The sequence below is a fragment of the Carbonicoccus niuqiaonis genome, from assembly GCF_050157065.1.
GTDB lineage: Bacteria > Actinomycetota > Actinomycetes > Propionibacteriales > Propionibacteriaceae > Avipropionibacterium.
Genome location: NZ_CP189573.1, coordinates 2,286,504 through 2,304,567 on the forward strand (window position 1 = coordinate 2,286,504; position 18,064 = coordinate 2,304,567).

Genomic DNA, 18,064 nt, shown 5'->3' on the forward strand with positions numbered 1-18,064 from the left:
CCTGGCGGGTCATCGGCCCGGGTGGCCGGTGAGAAAGGGCGCCACAGCGACGCAGCTGGAGCTGACGTCCACGTGTGTCGCTGTGGCGCCCTTTTTTACGGGCCCATCGGCCTCAACGGGGCTCGACGGGCCGGATCAGGCCCTCCTGGGCGACGCTCGCACCGAGCACACCGTCGGCGAACAGGCGGCCCGACGACATGCCCCGGCCACCGGCGGCCGAGGGTGAGACCTGGTCGTACAGGATCCAGTCGTCGACCCGGATCGGGCGGTGGAACCACATCGCGTGGTCGATGGAGGCCGCCTGCAGCCGCTTGGAGCCGATCACCACCCCGTGCGGAACGGTGCTCACCCCGAGCAGCGTCAGGTCCGACGCGTACGCGAGCACCGCCCGGTGCAGTGCCGGGTCGTCGGGCAACGTTCCGGCGGTGCGCACCCACACCTGGGCGCGGGCCGGGTGCCGGGGGTCGACCAGCCGCCCACCGGGTCGGGAGTCGCCGACGTAGCGGACGTCGAGGGCACCCCATTCCCGTTCCCAGCGCTCCGCCGGGCGGCCCGACAGTTCGGCCATCAGGTCCGCCAGGCGTGGGCAGTCGTCGGGAGCGGGTACGCCGTCGGGTGCGGGGTCGGCGTGCTCGAAGCCCTGCTCGACGCCGTGGCAGGAGGTGGTGAGGTAGAAGATCACCTTGCCGTGCTGGCGGGCCTCCACCCGGCGGAACGAGAACGAACCCCCGTCGCGGATGTTCTGCACGTCGTACAGGATCGGCGCGTCGGTGCTGCCCGGCAGCAGGAAGTAGGCGTGCACCGAGTGCGGGATGCGATCCGGCTCGACGGTCCGGCCGCAGGCGACCAAGGCCTGCGACAGCACCTGGCCACCGAAGGCCCGCTGCATCCCGGTCGCCGGCTGTCGGCCGCGGTAGAGGCCGACCTCCAGCTCTTCCAGGTCCATCAGGCTGACCAGTTCGTCAAGGGATTCCGGCACAGCACACCTCCTCCGTTGTCAGGACTCGTCGTCGTTCTCGCGCAGGAACTGCTCGAACGCGGCGCCGATCTCGTCGGCGCTCGGCAGCGATGCGTCGTCGCGGCTGACGAAGGCGTCGTACTGCACCTCGAGCTCGGCCACCACGCGCTGCACCTCCTCGGAGTGCTCGGTCTCCGCGGTCAGTTCGGCGATGGTGTTCGCGGTGGCCTCGCGCAGCGCCTCCAGGGGCAGTGCCAGCCCGGTCACCTGGGCGACCTGCTCCATCGCGGTGACCGCGGCCGGCGAGAAGGCGGACTGGGCCACGTAGTGCGGGACGTGCACCGCGAAGCCGTGCGCACTGCGCTCCAGCCGTCCGAGCCGGTACTCCAGCAGGGAGGAGAAGCTGGCGGGGATCTCGACCCGGTCCATCCAGCTGCGCTGCCCGCGGATCAGTTCCTCGTCGGTGCCGTGCACGGTGGTGGTGACCGGCCGGGTGTGCGGTACCGCCATCGGGATCCCGTGGACGCTCACGGTCAACCTGACGTCGAACTGCGCGATCAGCTCGATCACGTCGGCCATCACCTGTTCCCAGCGGGCGTCGGGCTCGGGGCCCTCCAGCAGCAGGAACGACTCCCCGTGGGCGTCGGTCATCCGGTGCAGCAGCACGTGGATGTCGTCGACGTCGGTGAACCTGTTGGTGTCGAAGGTGATCACCGGTCGCCGGCTGCGGTAGTCGTGGAACTTGTCGTGGTCGAAGACGGCCAGCGTCTCGTGCTCGCACTCGGTCAGCATGGTCGACACCAGGCTGCGGGACACCTGACCGGCGTCGACGAAGCCCTCCAACAGGTTCAGCAGCACGGGCCGGGTGCCGGCGAGGGATGCTGCGACCTCGGGCTCGATCCGGTACAACGACTCTGGGCCTGTCATGTGCTCCATCCTGTCATCTGTGCGCGACGATTCATGTCAGCTCCCGCCGGGCGGCGGCGATCGCGTTGCGCAGCCGTTTCACCGACACGGTCCGGCGGGTGCCGAGCCGCTGTGCGAACAACGACACGCGGAGCTCCTCGATTCCCCAGCCGATGTCGGCGATCGCGTCGGGCAGGGGCCCCGGTGGCACCGCACTGCACAGTTCGGCGTACGCGTCCTCCACCTCAGCGATGTCGGCGGCCGGTCGGTCGTCCTTCTCGGGCGTGGCGCGCAGGGTCTCGATCCGGGTCGCCGCCCCCCGCAGGTAGCGCGGCAGTTCGACCAACTGTTGGTACGGCGTCGCGGCCAGGAAGCCGTCGAAGACCAGGTTGTCGGCCTGTTCGGCGATGTCGGCCCGGGCATCGGCCACGCCCACCAGCGGCAGCGCATTGCGGACCTCGGCGGCCCCGCGGATCGCCTCGGCGGCCACCGACACCACCTGCCGCATCCGGTCGGCGTTGTCGGTGCGCACGGTGTCGCACAGCCGGCGGAACGTCGGCTCGTCGGTGACCGAGCGGGGATCGACCGTGATCAGGCTGCCCACCGACGCCAACCGGGCGTCGGCCAACAGGGCCGGAGCGGAGGCGTACGGTCCGCCGCCGACGGCGAACTTGTCCTGGTTGCTCAGGTGCGACACGACCCACTTCGTCGGGTCCGGGGTGTTGAGCATCACCAGCCGGCGTAGCCCGCGACGGGCCGCCTGTGCGGCGCGGTCGGGATGGTCGTAGACCACCAGGCCGACGGTGTCGCCCTCGTCGGTCAGGGCCGGGTGGCCCAACGCGGCCGGGCCTGTGCCCCGCGCCAGGGTGACCTCTGGTCGTACGGTGTCGAACTGCCAGTCGGTGGCACCCTGCTTGGCGACCGTCCGCGCGGCCCGGGTGAGGTTGCGGGTCAGCCTGGGGCGCAGCCGTTCGACCAGCGCCGGCAGGTCCTTGCCCTCGGCCAGGTGCTCGCCGCCCTCGTCGACCACGATGGTCATCTGCAGGTGGGGTGGCACCCGCGACAGGTCGAAGCCGGTGACCTGCTGGCCACCCAGGTGCTGCAGTGCTCGCGACAAGGCGTCGGTCAGCGACATGTCGGCCGGGCCGATCCCCTGTTCGTCGAACCAGCGCAGGGCCCGTCGGGCGTGGTCGGGGGCCGGCACGAAGTTGACCCGGACCTGTTTCGGCAGTGACCTGATCAGCTCGGTGACCAGCTCCAGCCGCAGCCCGGGCACCTGCCAGCTGAACGGGTGCGCCGGGATCTGGTTGAGCAGGTCGACCCCGACCGTCGCGGTGACCCCGTCACGACCCGAGCCGGGGTCGAAGGCGTACGCCAACGGCACCTCGACCTCGCCGGTGGTGGTGCGGACCGTCAGGTGGTCGGGGAAGTCACCGACCGCGCCGCGGTCGGCGTCATCGCGGATCAGGTCGGCCAGGTCGAGGTGGAGCATCGTCGGGTCGGCCTTGCCGACCTTCTTCCACCACGAGTCGAAGTGGGCGGCCGAGACGACCTCGGGCGGGAGGCGCTGGTCGTAGAAGGCGAAGATCACCTCGTCGTCGACGAGCTGGCCACGCCGTCGGGTCCGCTCCTCCACCTGTTCGGCCTCGGCGCGGACGTCCTCGTTGTGCTGCCAGAACGCGTGCCTGGTACGCCACTGGCCCTCCACCAGCGCACTGCGGATGAAGACCTCGCGCGCCTCGGCCGGGTTGATCCGGCCGTAGTTGATCTTGCGGCGGGCGATGATCGGCACCCCGTACAGGGTGACCGTCTCGTACGCCAGCACCGCCTGTTGTCGGGTGGACCAGTGGGGTTCGGCGTAGCGGCGCTTGAGCAGGTGGCCACCGACGGCCTCGACCCAGCGGGCGTCGATGCCGGCGACCGTCCGGGCCCACAACCGGCTGGTCTCGACCAGCTCGGCCGCCATCACCAGCGGCGGCGGCTGCTTCGCCACGCTGGATCCCGGCTGGATGGCGAACCTGGCGCCGCGGGCGCCGAGGTACTCCCGCATCGGGCGACGTCGGTCGCGTTTGCCCGACCCCTTGGACTTTTCTTCGTCACGCAGGTCGGCGAGTCCGACCTGGGACAGCAGACCGCTGAGGATCGCGGTGTGGATGTCCTCGGCGTCGGCCGGTTCCCGATTGCGTTGCAGGCCCAGTTCCTTGGCGATGGTGCCGAGCTGGGTGTGCAGGTCCTGCCACTCCCGGATCCGCAGGTGGTGCAGGAACTCGTCACGGCACATCCGCCGGAAAGCGTTGCCCGACAGGGCCTTCTGCTGTGCCTTGACGTGGTCCCAGAGTCGAAGCCAGGCAAGGAAGTCGCTCCCGTCGGCCACCACGCCCGGCGAGCCCTTCGACGAGCTCGGGGCGCGTGCAGCATCGTCGGGCTCCGGTGGTGGGGCCCAGAAGCGGCGGTGCAGGGCGTCGGCCTGTTCGCGCTTCTCCTGGGGACGCTCCCGTGGGTCCTGGATGCTCAGACCCGCGACGATGATCATGACCTCGGTCAGGCAGTGTCGTTCCTCGGCGGCCACCAGCATCCGTGCCATCCGGGGGTCGACCGGCATCCGTGCCAGCCGACGACCGACCGGTGTCAACCGCACCCCACCCTTGCGGGACGGTTCGGCGAGCGCCCCGAGTTCGTCCAGGAGTCGAACCCCGTCGGCGATCTGGGCGCTGTCGGGTGGTTCGACGAACGGGAACCGGGCGATGTCGCCGAGTCGGGCGTCGGCCATCTGCAGGATCACCGACGCCAGGTTGGTCCGCAGGATCTCCGGTTCGGTGAACTCCGGTCGAGCGGCGAAGTCCTCCTCGCTGTACAGCCGGATCGCGATGCCCGGTGCCGTACGGCCACAGCGTCCGGACCGTTGGTTGGCCGAGGCCTGCGAGATCGGCTCGATCGGCAGCCGCTGCACCTTGGTCCGGGCCGAGTAGCGGGAGATGCGGGCGGTGCCGGCGTCGACCACGTACCGGATCCCGGGGACGGTGAGGGAGGTCTCGGCGACGTTGGTGGACAGCACGACACGTTGCCCGGTGTGGGGTGCGAACACCTTGTGCTGTTCGGCTGCCGAGAGTCGCGCGTACAGCGGGATCACCTCGGTGTGCGGCAGTTTCAGGCCGTCGAGCGCAGTGGCGGTGTCGCGGATCTCCCGCTCCCCGGACAGGAAGACCAGGATGTCACCGAACCCGGACGACTCCCCCTGCAACTCCTGCACCGCATCGCAGACCGCGTCGAGCTGGTCACGATCCGGGTCGACCGGACGATGTTCGGCGGAGTCGTCGTAGATCGGCCGGTAGCGCAGTTCGACTGGATAGGTGCGGCCCGACACCTCGATGATCGGTGCGTCGTCGAAGTGCTCGGCGAAGCGGGCGGTGTCGATGGTCGCGGAGGTCACGATCACCTTCAGGTCGTCACGCCGGGTCAGCAACTGCTTCAGGTAGCCCAGCAGGAAGTCGATGTTGAGGCTCCGCTCGTGGGCCTCGTCGATGATGATCGTGTCGTACCGCTTCAGGTCCCGGTCGAAGCCGATCTCGTTCAGCAGCACCCCGTCGGTCATGATCTTGAGCCGGGTGTCCCGGCCGGCCCGGCGGGTGAACCTGACCTGGTAGCCGACCAGGTCACCGAGCTCGGAGCCGAGCTCACCTGCCACCCGTTCGGCCACCGACCTGGCGGCGATCCGGCGGGGCTGGGTGTGACCGATGTGGCGGCGGCCGAGCTGCAGGCAGATCTTGGGCAGCTGGGTGGTCTTGCCCGAACCGGTCTCACCGGCGACGATCACGACCGGATGGGCCTCGATGGCCGCAGCGATGTCATCGACGCGGCCGCTGATCGGCAGGTCGGGGTCGAACCGAAACACCGGCCGAGTCTACGTGGCCGCACCCCGGCCCGCCGCGGCACCCGTACGACCCGGTGGGCCGGTCGCCCTCGGAGGTGGACAGGCCTCAGAGAAACAGTCGCACCACGTAGCTGATGGCCAGGCCCAGCAGGAACAGCACACCGATCACCGCCACCACCAGTTGCGCGACACCGATCCGCAGATTCCCCCGGTCGCCGGAACGGGCCAACAACACCATCACCACCCCGATCAGGGGCACCAACACGATCGTGACGGCCTGAGCGGTGAGGATCAGCTGGATCGGGATCCCGCCGAAGATGACGGCGACCACGCCGCCCAGCACGATCACCGCGGTGATGCAGGCCTTCACCTTCGGTGACGACAGGCCCCCGGCGTCGATCCGGAACACCCCTGCGAGCATCGAGCCACCGATGGTGGAGTTGCCGAGCAGGGAGGAGAAGGCGGCGGCCCACAGGCCGACCGCGAACAGCGCGGCGGCCCACTCCCCGATCGGCTGCAGGATCATCGCCAGCGCCGCCGGTGAGGTGACCTCCACCCCGGCCGGCTGCAGCACCGCCGCGGCGGCGAGGATGATCACGAACGACAAACCGCCCAGGATCAACGAGCCGCCGACGGCGTCACGGCGTGCCACCGCGTAGTCCTGCGAGGTCCAGCCCTTCTCCCGGACGAGTTGGATCTGGTACAGCGCACCTACCACGGAGAACGTGGTGGCTGCCAGCCCCACGACCAGGGCGGTCGACCCGCTCGGCATCGTCGGCACCAGGCCACGCACCGCCTGGCCCAGGTCGGGCCGGCTGATCACGGCCGTCGTCACCAGCGCGACGAGCATGATCAGGATCACCACGATCATGGTCTTCTCCAGCACCGGGTAGAACCGGGGCAGCCAGACGAACGCGATCCCGATCAGGGTGAAGCCGGCCGCCCACCAGCGTGCGTCACCACCGGCGAGCAGTGAGGCCCCGGCACCGGCACCGACGGAGTTGCCGGCCTGGAAGGAGGTCACGACGAGGAACGACCCGATACCCACGAGCAGGGCGATCACGCCGGTGAGCTGCCTGGTGATCGTCGGCAGGATGCCGCGATCGGTGGACAGGCCGATCCGGACGCCGATGTCGACGAAGCACAACATCAGGACCGTCGACACCACCGGCACCCACAGCAGTTGGTATCCGAAGGAGGCACCCATCGCGCTCGCCGTGGTGATGCTGCCCGGACCGAACACCAGGGCTGCGGTGATGAACGCCGGCCCGATGGAACCGAGGAACCCCCGGCGTCGCTTCATTCCCGATGCGGAGGCGGTTGCGTCGGTGGTGTCCGACGTCGCTGTCGTGGGGCTGTCGCTGGTCATCCGGGACTCCTGGTCATCGACCCGGCCCGTGCCGGGTCTCGCGAGCCTAAGGGCAGCCGCGGTGCCGGTCAACGACCACCACGCAGGGTGTCAGCCGACCTGTGCTCGCAGCACCGGACGCTCGCCGATCTCCAGGATGTCGCTGGCCCGGCCGACGAGTCGCGGGTCAGCCTCCCCGACGATGTCGGTGTCCTTGTCGGCGTAGTCGAACTGGTTCAGGACGTGCCGCATCGCCTCGAGTCGGGCGCGTTTCTTGTCGTTGCTCTTGACCACCGTCCACGGGCAGCGATCGGTGTCGGTGTGGGCGAACATCTCTTCCTTGGCCACGGTGTAGTCGTCCCACTTGCCCAGCGAGGCCACGTCCATCGGGGACAACTTCCACCGCCGCAGCGGGTCGATCTCACGGATCAGGAAGCGGGTCACCTGCTCGGTCTTCGACACCGAGAACCAGAACTTGATCAAGCTGAAGCCCTCGTGGACCAACAGGTCCTCGAACAGCGGTGCCTGCCGCAGGAACGCCTCGTACTCGGCGTCGGTGCAGAATCCCATCACCCGTTCGACACCGGCCCGGTTGTACCAGGAGCGGTCGAACATCGTCATCTCACCGGCGCCGGGCAGGTGGGTGATGTAACGCTGCAGGTACCACTGTCGTGCTTCGTCCTCGGTGGGCTTCTCCAACGCCACGGCCGTCGCGAGACGCGGGTTCAGGTGCTCCATGAACCGCTTGATCGTGCCCCCCTTGCCGGCGGCGTCACGACCCTCGAACAGGATCACCGGTCGGTGACCGGTGTCGGTCACCCAGTGCTGCAGCTTCAGCATCTCGATCTGTAGCAACCGCTTCGTGGTCTCGTACTCCTCACGACTCATCCGCTCCACGAACGGATAGCCCTCCCGCCAGGTGTCGACGATGTCGCCCTCGACCGAGCGCAGGATCGGATCGTCGTCGTCCAACTCCTCGACGACGAAGTCGCTGGCGCCGTAGCGCTCCTTCAACTCCAGCAACCGACGCCGCAGGATCGACATCGTTCACTCCTCCTGGCGGTGGCGGGTGCTACACCGAGTCCGGACCGGGTGCGTCCTCGTCGAACGTCGTGCGCCCACGCAGCTTCGCGGCCAGCTCGTTGTCGATGCCGTCGGCCACCTCACTCATCGTCCGCACCGCATGCTGCAGGTGTGCCGGGACGAACGGGCGACCGGGGATGGACAAGGTGATGAACACCCGGTCACGGATGAGTTGGAACTTGACCCAACGGGCATCGCTGTTCAGGTCGTTGAGGACCTCCATCGCCCGCGAGCGACCTTCGACGTCGTGCACCACGATCGAGAACACGATCACCTCGCGGGCATCGGTCGCGGTCCGCAGGAACAGCATCGTCGACCCGACCCGGATCGCGATGTCTCCCTCGGCGTCGTGCAACGGTGGATGCCCGAACATGTCGATCAACTCGGCCTCGACCAACTCGTCGAGGTGATCGCGGGACCGCGGCAGCACCGCCACCACATCGTCCTCGTCGAACTCGTCCTCGGTGTCGAGCGGTTCAGGTCGCGGCTGCAGGATCTCGGCCAACTGGTCCGGGGACAGGAAGACCGGGTGCTGCACCCCGTACACGTCCCGCAGGGCGTCGACCGCCAACGTGCTCAATCGGTCCGACGCCTCCTGGTCGTCCTCGACCCAGAAGTTGGCGGTGCTGTCGGCGCCGACCGCGGTCGGTGCCTGCCAACCGAGCTGCTGCATCTGGTCCAACTGGGCCGCGGTGAGCTGGTAGTCGTCATCGAGGACGGCGTTGCTGGCCGCCTCGCAGCGCACGATGTGCCGGCGTGGGGAGGAGAACCGGATGAACGGCCCCGGTTCGTCACCCGCCGTCGCGGTGCTGATCGTCATGTCCTCGGAGTCGTCGATCACCGAGATCACCTCGGCCAGCCGCGTCTGGAACTCGGCCCAGGCCTGCGCGGTGCTTCGATCGAGGTCGAAGTCCGAGTATTCGTTCACCTGCATCCCTTCCGGTGTGTGCGCCCTGCCCCAAAACCTAGCGCACGCTCGCGGGCGGGCAAGTGACCCCGTTGGGGCGATCCACCACCCGGTCACCGGCGGGTGGTCAGGTCGTGAGGGCGCGGGCGACCGCCGAGGGCATCGGCCGGCCCAGCACCCCGGCCAGCCAGGCACTGGTGCGGGCCAGCGCGTCGAGATCGATCCCGGTGCCGTGGCCGAGCCCCTCGAGCAGCCAGACCAGGTCCTCGGTGGCGAGGTTGCCGGTGGCCGAGCGGGCGAACGGGCAGCCGCCGAGGCCGCCGGCCGCACTGTCGAACTCGGTGATCCCGGCCTCCAGCCCGGCCAGCACGTTCGCCAACGCCTGCCCGTACGTGTCGTGGAAGTGGAGGGCGATCGCGGCCGGCTCCACACCGGCGGCGACACAGGCCATCACCACCACGGGCACCTGCCCGGCCGTGCCGACGCCGATCGTGTCGCCGAGCGACACCGAACCGCAGCCGTACCGCACCAGAGCGGCCGCCACCTCGGCCACGACACCGGGGGCGACGGCGCCCTCCCACGGGTCACCGAAGCACATCGACACGTAGCCGCGGACGGGGACCTGGTCGGCAGTCGCCCGCTCGACCACCTCGCCGGCCATCGCCAGCGCCCGGTCGCGGTCGGTGCCGAGATTGGCCCGCGCGAACGACTCGGTCGCCGAGACGAACACCGCCACCTCCCGGGCACCGGCGGCACGCGCCCGCTCGTACCCGGTGAGGTTCGGCACCAGCACCGGCCGGCGACCCCGGCCGAGATCGAGCCCGGCCATCACCTCCGCGGCGTCGGCGAGCTGCGGCACCCGATCGGGCCGGACGAAGCTGGTCGCCTCGATGGTGTCGAGCCCGGCATCGGCCAGCCGGGCGATGAGCGCGAGCTTGGCGTCGGTGGCGACCGGCGTCCGCTCCGCCTGCAGCCCGTCGCGAGGGCCCACCTCGACGATCCGGACCTGCGTCGGCAGGTCGGCGCGTTCGTACGGCGTCGGCCGCGGCCCGACCGACACCGTCGTACCCGCCTGCTCCGGTGCGCTGCTCACCCACCCACTCTGACGCGCGCCCGGCGCCTGCGGCAAGTGGCCTGGTTCCGGGCGTGGCTCAGACGCCGAGGGCGGCCAACAGTGCCACGATGCCGACGATGACCGGAACCGATCCGATGGTGTTGATGAAGATCGCGTCGCGGGCGAGCACGATCCCGCTGCGGTAACGCAACGCGAAGGTGAACACGTTCTGCGCGGTCGGCAGCGCTGCGATGATGCAGACGCCGAGCAGCGCGAGCTCCCGCAGCCCGAGCAGGTGGTAACCGACCAGCCCGGCGACCATCGGTTGGATGATCAGCTTCAGCCCGGCGATCACGGCCAGGTACGCCGGGTTCTCACCGCGGCCCGGCAGCGGCCCCAACCGCAACGCGACACCGTACGCGATCAACATCGCCGGCACGGCCATCGCACCGATCAGGTTCACCGGCTCGGCGATCACCGGCGGCGGCTCCCACCCGGTCACCGCGAGCACCACCCCGATCACCGAACCGATCAGCATCGGATTGGTGAGCGGCTTGCCGGCCAGCCGGAGCCAGCGGCGCCACCGCGGGCCGTCGTGGCTGCCGCGACTGTTGATCATGTCGAGGATCGCCAGGCCGACCGGCTGCAACAACAGCAGCTGCACCAACAGCATCGGTGCGATCACCGAACCGTCACCGAGGACGTACGCCGCGATCGGCAGGCCGAGATTGCCGGCGTTGACGTAGCTGGACGCGAACGTGCCGATCACCGTGTCGGCACCACTGCGCCGCCACACCAACCGTGCCAGCACGATGTGCAGCGCTGCGCTCACCGCGACCCCGGCCACCGAGGCGATCAGGTTGGTGGAGAACAGGCTGTGCACGTCGGCCGAGCCCATCACGTTGATCATGAGCGCCGGCGAGGCGACGAAGAAGGTGAGCTTGGCCAACATCTCCTGAGCACTGATGTCCAGGATCTTCAGGTGGGCCAGCAACATGCCCACGCCGATCACGATCGCGATGATCGCGAAACCGGACAGGACTCCCGCCATCAGCTGCTCCCCCGGCCGGGACGCAGCACCGCGAACTGGTCGGTGACCTCTGCGGTCCGGCTGGTGAAGCGGAACTCCTGGGCGGGACGACCGCCTTCGCGTCCGGCCCGCCGGGTGCGTCCGGTCGGCTCGAGCTGCCCGCGCCGGGTCAGCACCCGGTGCAGGTTGGTCGCGTCGAGGTCACGACCGAGCGCGACGGCGTACACCTGCCGCAACTCGGCCATCGTGAAGCTGGGTGCGGCAAGCGCGAACCCGAGGTTGGTGTAGCTGAGCTTGTTGCGGAGCCGACGCATCGCCGAGGCCACGATGTCGGCGTGGTCGAAGGCCATCGGTGGCAGCCGGTCGACCGGCAGCCAGTCGGCGTGCGCCGGCAGGGTCGGATGCTCGGTCACCGGCACCAGGCCGAGGTAGGCGGTGGCGATGGTGCGCTCGAAGGGGTCCCGGTCGGGGTCGCTGCGGGTGTCGAGCTGCTCCAGATGAGCGATCTGGTCAAGGTCCACCTTGGCGGCCAGGATCGCAGTGATGCACTCCGCCATCGACTCGGTCGGCTGCACCGGGCCGCTCGGCAACGCCCACCGACCCTCGTAGGGGTCGCGGCGTCGCTGCCAGGCCAGCACCGTCAGCCCGGCCGGCACCGCGGTGTCGGTGACGGGTAGCCGTACGCGGAACACCGTCGCGACCACCTCATGGCGGTAGCGGGGCGTCGAATCGCGTTGGTCCACGTCGGGATGTTAACGTGAAAGGGTAGTTATCGACTACCAGTCGGTAACTAGCCACGAGACTTCTGGAGGTCCCATGACCACGACCGTCGCCCCGCCCACCGCAGGCAGCACCTCGCCCACCGCCGACACCGCATGGCACGCCGAGGTGCGTCGGCTGGCCGAGCAGAACGATGCGGTGATCCTGGCGCACAACTACCAGCGGCCCGAGATCCAGGACGTGGCCGACCACGTCGGTGACTCGCTGGCACTGTCACGGCTGGCGGCCGAGGCGACGGCGGGCACCATCGTGTTCGCCGGGGTGCACTTCATGGCCGAGACAGCGAAACTGCTCTCCCCCGACAAGCGGGTGCTGATCCCCGACGCCCGGGCCGGCTGCTCGCTGGCCGACTCGATCACCGCCGAGCAACTGCGCGCGTGGAAGGCCGAACACCCGGGCGCCGTGGTCGTGTCGTACGTCAACACCACCGCGGCGGTGAAGGCCGAGACCGACATCTGCTGCACCTCCTCGAACGCGGTCGAGGTGGTCCGGTCCATCCCGGACGACACCGAGATCCTGTTCTGCCCCGACATGTTCCTGGGTGCCCACGTGAAGCGGATGACCGGCCGCGACAACATCCGGGTGTGGCTCGGCGAGTGCCACGTGCACGCCGGCATCTCACCCGAGGACCTGGTCTCCGCGGTCGAGTCCGACCGACAGGCCGAGCTCTACATCCACCCCGAGTGTGGCTGCTCGACCTCCGCGCTGTGGCTCAACTCCACCGGCGCCCTGCCGGCCGAGCGGACCAAGATCCTGTCCACCGGCGGCATGCTCGACGCCGCCCGGACCTCCACCGCCGAGACGGTGCTGGTCGCGACCGAGGTCGGCATGCTGCACCAACTGCGGCAGGCCAACCCCACCACCACCTTCGAGGCGGTCAACCCGCAGGCCTCCTGCCGGTACATGAAGATGATCACCCCCGACAACCTGCTCACCGCGCTGCGTGACGGGCACGACGAGGTGACCGTCGAGCCGGAGCTGGCGGTACGGGCCCGTGCCGCGGTGCAGCGCATGATCGAGATCGGCAACCCGGGAGGCGGCGAATGAACGCCCAACAGCGGTGCGACGTGATCGTCATCGGCACCGGGGCCGCCGGGCTCGCCGCCGCCCTGCGGCTGGCCGATGCATCACTGGACACCGTCGTGATCACCAAGGGTGCCCTGGGTGGCGGGTCGACCGCGTGGGCCCAGGGTGGCCTGGCGGCAGCCCTGGCCGCGGACGACTCGACGGCCGCCCACGCCCACGACACCGTGGTGGCCGGTGCCGGACTGTGTGCCCAGGACGTGGTGACCGACCTGGTCACCGCGGCACCGAAGGTGATCCGCAGCCTGCTGGAGCTGGGCGCCCGCTTCGACCGGTCCGGCCAGGAGATCGCGCTCGGCCTCGAGGGTGGCCACTCGGCCCGCCGGATCGTGCATGCCGGCGGTGACGCCACCGGCGCCGAGGTGAGCCGGGTGCTCAGCCGCGCCACCGGCCGGGCCGTCGAGGCGGGTCGGTTGCGACTCGTCGAGCACCAGTGGTGTGCCGACCTGTTGACCGAGCCCACCCGCACCGGCACCCAGCCGGCCGGGGGCACCAGGGGGGTCGGGGGCACCCGGGTGGTCGGGGTCACCACGCTGGCCGCCGACGGCACCCGGACCGACTGGCAGGCCCGGGTCGTCGTGCTCGCCGCCGGCGGCAGCGGTCAGGTGTGGTCGGCGACCACCAACCCGGAGTCGGCCACCGGCGACGGGCTGGCCATGGCACTGCGGGCCGGGGCGGTCGTCCGCGACGTCGAGTTCATGCAGTTCCACCCGACCCTGCTGGCCGCTCCCGCCGGCTCCCCGGACGACCGCGGCGTGCTGGTGTCCGAGGCCGTCCGCGGTGAAGGGGCGACCCTGCGCACCCCCGACGGCCGACCGGTGATGGCGGGGGTGCACCCCCGGGGCGACCTGGCCCCACGGGACGTGGTGTCGGCGACCATGCAGCAGGTGATGCTGCGCGACGGGTTCGACCACCTGGTGCTCGACGGCACCCACCTCGGGGCCGACGGCTGGGCCGAGCACTTCCCCACCATCGCCGCCCTGTGCCGGGAGCGTGGCGTCGACCCGGCCACCGAGCCGATCCCGGTCCGGCCGGGCGCGCACTACCACTGCGGTGGTGTGGCCGCCGACCTCGCCGGCCACACCTCGCTGCCCGGCCTGTACGCGGTCGGCGAGGTCGCCGCGACCGGCCTGCACGGCGCGAACCGGCTCGCCTCCAACAGCCTGACCGAGGCGTTGGTGGCCGGTGACCGGGTGGGCCGGTTGCTGGCGGCCGGGCACCGGCACGACCTGGGCCGGGCGGCGGTCGAGGTCGGGGACGTGCTGTCGCCGGCGGCCGACCGGGACACACCGGTGCCCGGCGCCCCTACCGTCTCCGGTCACCGGTGGATCGACGCCGGGTCCGGCCACCGGTGGATCGACGCCGGGGCACGCGAGTGGGTGGCCGACATGATGTCCCGCTGGGTCGGCGTTCTGCGCCACGAGGACGGGCTCGCCCGGGCCACCGCGGCCCTGGCCGACCTGCCGGGCCACGTCGGTCGGCTCGACCCGGCCACCCTGGAGGCGACCAACGTCGCCCTGGTCGCCACAGCGGTCACCATCGCCGCGGACTGGCGGACAGAGAGCCGTGGCTGCCATCGCCGGTCCGACCATCCCGAACGACGGCCGAGCTGGCAACGCCATGTCGAGCTGGTGTGCACCGAGGACGGCCGCCTCACCGTCACCGACGCCGCGGCCGTCGGCGTCGCCTGACGGTTCCCGGGCACCCCGATCCCATCCGTACTCCTGGAGAGAAGTTGATCATGGCACCACGGCCCACCGACACCGACGACCGGATCCGGCAGGCAGGCCTCGAGCCCGACCACGTACGACAGCTCGCCCATGCCACCCTGGCCGAGGACCTGCAGTGGGGGCCGGACGTCACCACCGAGGCCACGATCGCCGTCGACGCGGCCACCACCGCGACCGTCGTGGCACGCGAGACCGGTGTGCTGGCAGGGATTCCGATCGCGGCGGCCGTCATCGAAGCGGCACAGTCCCGACCGGACGAGGTCCGCGTCGAGGTCCTGCTCGGCGACGGGGACCGGGTCCGCCCCGGGGATGCGATCCTGCGACTCACCGGACCGACCCGGACCCTGCTGACGGCCGAGCGATCGCTGCTCAACCTGTTGTGTCACCTGAGCGGTGTGGCGTCCGCGACCGACCGGTGGGTCCAGGCGGTCGAGGGCACCCGGGCGCGGATCCGGGACACGCGCAAGACGCTGCCGGGGCTGCGGATCCTGCAGAAGTACGCGGTCCGCTGCGGCGGCGGGGTCAACCACCGGATGGGGTTGGGCGACGCCGCGTTGATCAAGGACAACCACGTCGCGGCCGCCGGTTCGCTGGGCGCCGCGTTCGCCGCCGTCCGGGCTGCCGCACCCGACGTACCGGTCGAGGTGGAGTGCGACACGTTGGCCCAGGTGGCCGAGGCGTTGGCCATCGGTGCCGAGGAGATCCTGCTCGACAACATGTCACCCGACGCGATGCGCGAAGCCGTACGGCTGGCCGCCGACCGTCCCGGGGTCCGACTCGAGGCGAGTGGTGGCCTGACGCTGCCAGATGCGGCCGCGGTGGCCGCGACCGGGGTCGACTTCATCTCGGTGGGTGCGCTCACCCACTCCACGACCGTGCTCGACCTCGGCCTCGACATGTGAGGCGCCCGGCCCGGGCACAAGGGGGTACGAGACGGGTCAGGTGTGCGAGACGGGTCGGGTGTCCGAGACGACTCAGGTGTACGAGACGGTGCAGCCACCGCTGGTGCAGGTGATCACACCGTGCTCGAACCGGGACACCTGGGTGGCCCCGGTGGTGGTGTCCGCGATCGGCCAACCCAGCCGGGAGCGGTCGGCCCCTAGGTCCGCGTAGGTCCGATGGCCTGCACCGGACACGACCCTGGCACCACCCGGACGCCAGTAGATCCCGCCGCGGACGAAGAGCGACTTCCGCGAGCCCGGGACGGCACCGGCCATCTCGTCGCTGATCGGGAGCCCGATCAGCGCCGGCCCGTTGACCTGCTTGTACCGGGTCAGGATGGCGCCATGGACGGCGCGCGACCCGGTCGGCGGGGAGAAGTAGAAGTTGCCCTTGGTGAACGTCACCATCCTGGAACCGGGCAGTGGTCCGTCGATCTCGTCACTGGTCGGGGCACCGATGATCTCGGCCATGCCCGCCGACCGGTACCGGCCCAGGATGCCGCCGATCAGGATGTGGGCCCGGGTCGACGGACCCCAGTAGATCGCGCCGTCGCTGAACGTGTTCATGCGCTGCCCGGGCAGGTGTCCCGGCATCTCGTCACTGGTCGGCAACCCGATCAGTTCCGCCGCGTTCGACGCCTTGTACTTGGCCAGGATGGAGCCGTGCACGGCGCGTGACCCGGTGACCGGGGAGAAGTAGAAGTTTCCGTTGGTGAGCGTCACCATCAACGTCCCGGGCAGTGGGCCGGGGATCTCGTCGCTGGTGGGCATGCCCATGATCTGGGCCATGCCGGGCGAGCGGTACCGCGACAGGATGCCACCCTTGAGCCACCGCGCCTGCGTCGACGGGCCCCAGTAGATCGCCCCCTTGGCGAAGTTGCTGACCAGCTGGCCCGACACGTGTCCCGGCACCTCGTTGCTGGTCGCCAGCCCCAGCTGGGCCGGTCCCGCCACCGCCCAGTACTTGTTCCGGATCGCGCCGTGCACCTCGTGGGCGCCGGTGCCCGCGGACTGGTGGAGGTCGGCCCCCTCCATCCGCGCGATCGACCCGCCGGCGACCGCTTCCTCGTTGTGCGTCGGAGCGCCGATCCAGCCGGCCTGCCCACCGGCCCCGGTCCAGAACTGGTGGTTGGGTGACCCCGGTCGCAGCCCACCGGTGACCTGCACCAACGATGACCGCAGCCCCATGTCCCGCCGGAACTCGGCACCCGACAGCGACACCTGCCGACTGGAGCCGACGATGATGACCCGTTCGACGCGGCCGCCGAACCGGCCCCCGCCGTCGCGTTGCTCCACGCGGATGGCGCGCAGTGTGCCGACGTTGACCCGCGCCGAGATCTCGGCCGGGGTGAGTGACATCGTCCACGTCTGGTTCTGCACGTACCCGTCATACGGGTCGGGCTTCGCCGGCAGGTACGGCTGGCCCCCGTCGACGGTGTGGCCACCGTTGGATGACGAGAACAGGGCATCGATCGGCTGTCCGCCGTAGGTCAGGATCTGGTGCGCGGTGGCGGTGATCGCGGCATCGGCACCCGGGTGCTCGGCGGAGACCCCTTGGTAGACCTGACAGGTCGTGGTGTCGCACAGGTCGTACGGGCTGGCCGGGCGGAGACGACGGGTGGCGTAGGTCCGGGCCGCGACGGACTGGGCCCGTACCGCGGCGGCCGTCCAGGTGGCCGGCATCTCCGCCGGTACGACACCGCGCAGGTAGGACTCCATCGGCAACGCGTTGACGGTCCGCAGGTTGCTGCCGTCGGGGGTCAGGCCGACCGACCCACGCAGCCGTTGGGTGCCCGACGGCTTGATCAACTCGACCTGTCCGGTGGGAATGTTCTCGAAGACCCACCCGACGGCCTGGGGGTGCAGCCCCCACGCCGGCGTCGCGTGCCACGCGTTGTTGCGGTCGCGCTGCTCGAGGTACCAGCCGCCCGCGTTGCGGCCCACCCGCCAACCGGTCACGTCCGGATCGCTGCGGAAGGTGTAGGTACCGGCGGCATGGCCGTCACCGGCGAGCTGCCGCAGCCGCAGCCCCGGGATGGCCACGGCGGCGGTGTTGGCGTCATTGTCGGACGTGATCCAGATCCGGATCTGCCGCTGGGCCGAGGGCAGGCTGGTCACGGTCGTGCCGGGGTAGTAGAACGCCATGATCTGCTGCCAGGACCGACCCTGCCGCGCCTGGCCGAGGGCCCCGTACTGACTCATCCCCCAGCCGTGGCCCCAGCCGGCCCCGGTGAACCGGATGGTGTTGTCGTACGGCACGGCCGTCTGTTCGGCCGCCCGTGCCGGGGACGCCGGCGCGACGGTGAACACCAGCAGTCCCGCCAGCCACAGGGCCACGAGGCCTCTCAACCGCACCATGTCATCCCCGTCCGA

General features: G+C 70.4%; 13 protein-coding genes. 3 read left to right on the forward strand and 10 right to left on the reverse strand.

Annotated elements, in window-relative coordinates; all coding sequences use genetic code 11:
- Positions 1-112: 112 nt before the first annotated feature.
- The 9 genes from ACQBAU_RS10460 to ACQBAU_RS10500 form a co-directional block, all read right to left on the reverse strand.
- Positions 113-979 (reverse strand): acyl-CoA thioesterase, encoded by an 867-nt coding sequence (locus ACQBAU_RS10460; protein ID WP_434549084.1) that lies wholly within the window; start codon positions 977-979, stop codon positions 113-115.
- Positions 980-997: 18 nt separating this feature from the next.
- Positions 998-1,885: a proteasome assembly chaperone family protein gene (locus tag ACQBAU_RS10465; protein WP_434549085.1), complete on the reverse strand. Its 888-nt coding sequence runs from the start codon at positions 1,883-1,885 to the stop codon at positions 998-1,000.
- A 31-nt stretch (positions 1,886-1,916) separates the two neighbouring features.
- Positions 1,917-5,756, reverse strand: a complete 3,840-nt coding sequence (gene hrpA / locus ACQBAU_RS10470) for an ATP-dependent RNA helicase HrpA (protein ID WP_465256694.1) — start codon at positions 5,754-5,756, stop codon at positions 1,917-1,919.
- A gap of 85 nt (positions 5,757-5,841) precedes the next feature.
- Positions 5,842-7,104 (reverse strand): Nramp family divalent metal transporter, encoded by a 1,263-nt coding sequence (locus ACQBAU_RS10475; protein WP_465256695.1) that lies wholly within the window; start codon positions 7,102-7,104, stop codon positions 5,842-5,844.
- A 90-nt stretch (positions 7,105-7,194) separates the two neighbouring features.
- Positions 7,195-8,127 (reverse strand): polyphosphate kinase 2, encoded by a 933-nt coding sequence (gene ppk2, locus ACQBAU_RS10480; RefSeq protein WP_465256696.1) that lies wholly within the window; start codon positions 8,125-8,127, stop codon positions 7,195-7,197.
- 28 nt (positions 8,128-8,155) lie between these two features.
- Entirely contained in the window at positions 8,156-9,094 is a 939-nt protein-coding gene (locus ACQBAU_RS10485; RefSeq protein WP_465256697.1) for a T3SS (YopN, CesT) and YbjN peptide-binding chaperone 1, read from the reverse strand.
- 106 nt (positions 9,095-9,200) lie between these two features.
- Complete coding sequence (locus tag ACQBAU_RS10490; protein ID WP_465256698.1) at positions 9,201-10,166, reverse strand: hydroxymethylglutaryl-CoA lyase; 966 nt, start codon at positions 10,164-10,166, stop codon at positions 9,201-9,203.
- A 58-nt stretch (positions 10,167-10,224) separates the two neighbouring features.
- Positions 10,225-11,178: an AEC family transporter gene (locus ACQBAU_RS10495; protein ID WP_465256699.1), complete on the reverse strand. Its 954-nt coding sequence runs from the start codon at positions 11,176-11,178 to the stop codon at positions 10,225-10,227.
- A complete protein-coding gene (locus ACQBAU_RS10500) occupies positions 11,178-11,900 on the reverse strand; it encodes an NUDIX hydrolase (RefSeq protein WP_465256700.1) in 723 nt (240 codons plus the stop codon). The genes ACQBAU_RS10495 and ACQBAU_RS10500 overlap by 1 nt, the downstream gene beginning before the upstream one ends.
- Before the next feature lie 73 nt (positions 11,901-11,973).
- Between ACQBAU_RS10500 and nadA the strand changes: the two genes are divergently transcribed.
- The 3 genes from nadA to nadC are packed head-to-tail and all read left to right on the forward strand — an operon-like array spanning position 11,974 to position 15,652.
- Positions 11,974-12,984: a quinolinate synthase NadA gene (gene nadA / locus ACQBAU_RS10505; RefSeq protein WP_434549093.1), complete on the forward strand. Its 1,011-nt coding sequence runs from the start codon at positions 11,974-11,976 to the stop codon at positions 12,982-12,984.
- The gene (locus tag ACQBAU_RS10510; protein ID WP_434549094.1) at positions 12,981-14,711 is read left to right on the forward strand and encodes an L-aspartate oxidase; all 1,731 of its coding nucleotides are present in this window, start codon (positions 12,981-12,983) and stop codon (positions 14,709-14,711) included. The genes nadA and ACQBAU_RS10510 overlap by 4 nt, the downstream gene beginning before the upstream one ends.
- A 50-nt stretch (positions 14,712-14,761) precedes the next feature.
- The gene (gene nadC / locus ACQBAU_RS10515; RefSeq protein WP_434549095.1) at positions 14,762-15,652 is read left to right on the forward strand and encodes a carboxylating nicotinate-nucleotide diphosphorylase; all 891 of its coding nucleotides are present in this window, start codon (positions 14,762-14,764) and stop codon (positions 15,650-15,652) included.
- Between the two features lie 72 nt (positions 15,653-15,724).
- Here the strand turns inward: nadC and ACQBAU_RS10520 are convergent, their stop codons facing one another.
- Complete coding sequence (locus ACQBAU_RS10520; protein ID WP_465259356.1) at positions 15,725-18,040, reverse strand: SpoIID/LytB domain-containing protein; 2,316 nt, start codon at positions 18,038-18,040, stop codon at positions 15,725-15,727.
- Positions 18,041-18,064: the final 24 nt, after the last annotated feature.

Excerpts from the sequence above, each read along its gene's own strand:
- ACQBAU_RS10465 (WP_434549085.1), bottom strand. The coding sequence starts at position 1,885 with ATGACAGGCCCAGAGTCGTTGTACCGGATCGAGCCCGAGGTCGCAGCA.
- ACQBAU_RS10475 (WP_465256695.1), bottom strand. The coding sequence starts at position 7,104 with ATGACCAGCGACAGCCCCACGACAGCGACGTCGGACACCACCGACGCA.
- ppk2 (WP_465256696.1), bottom strand. The coding sequence starts at position 8,127 with ATGTCGATCCTGCGGCGTCGGTTGCTGGAGTTGAAGGAGCGCTACGGC.
- ACQBAU_RS10495 (WP_465256699.1), bottom strand. The coding sequence starts at position 11,178 with ATGGCGGGAGTCCTGTCCGGTTTCGCGATCATCGCGATCGTGATCGGC.
- nadA (WP_434549093.1), top strand. The coding sequence starts at position 11,974 with ATGACCACGACCGTCGCCCCGCCCACCGCAGGCAGCACCTCGCCCACC.
- ACQBAU_RS10510 (WP_434549094.1), top strand. The coding sequence starts at position 12,981 with ATGAACGCCCAACAGCGGTGCGACGTGATCGTCATCGGCACCGGGGCC.
- nadC (WP_434549095.1), top strand. The coding sequence starts at position 14,762 with ATGGCACCACGGCCCACCGACACCGACGACCGGATCCGGCAGGCAGGC.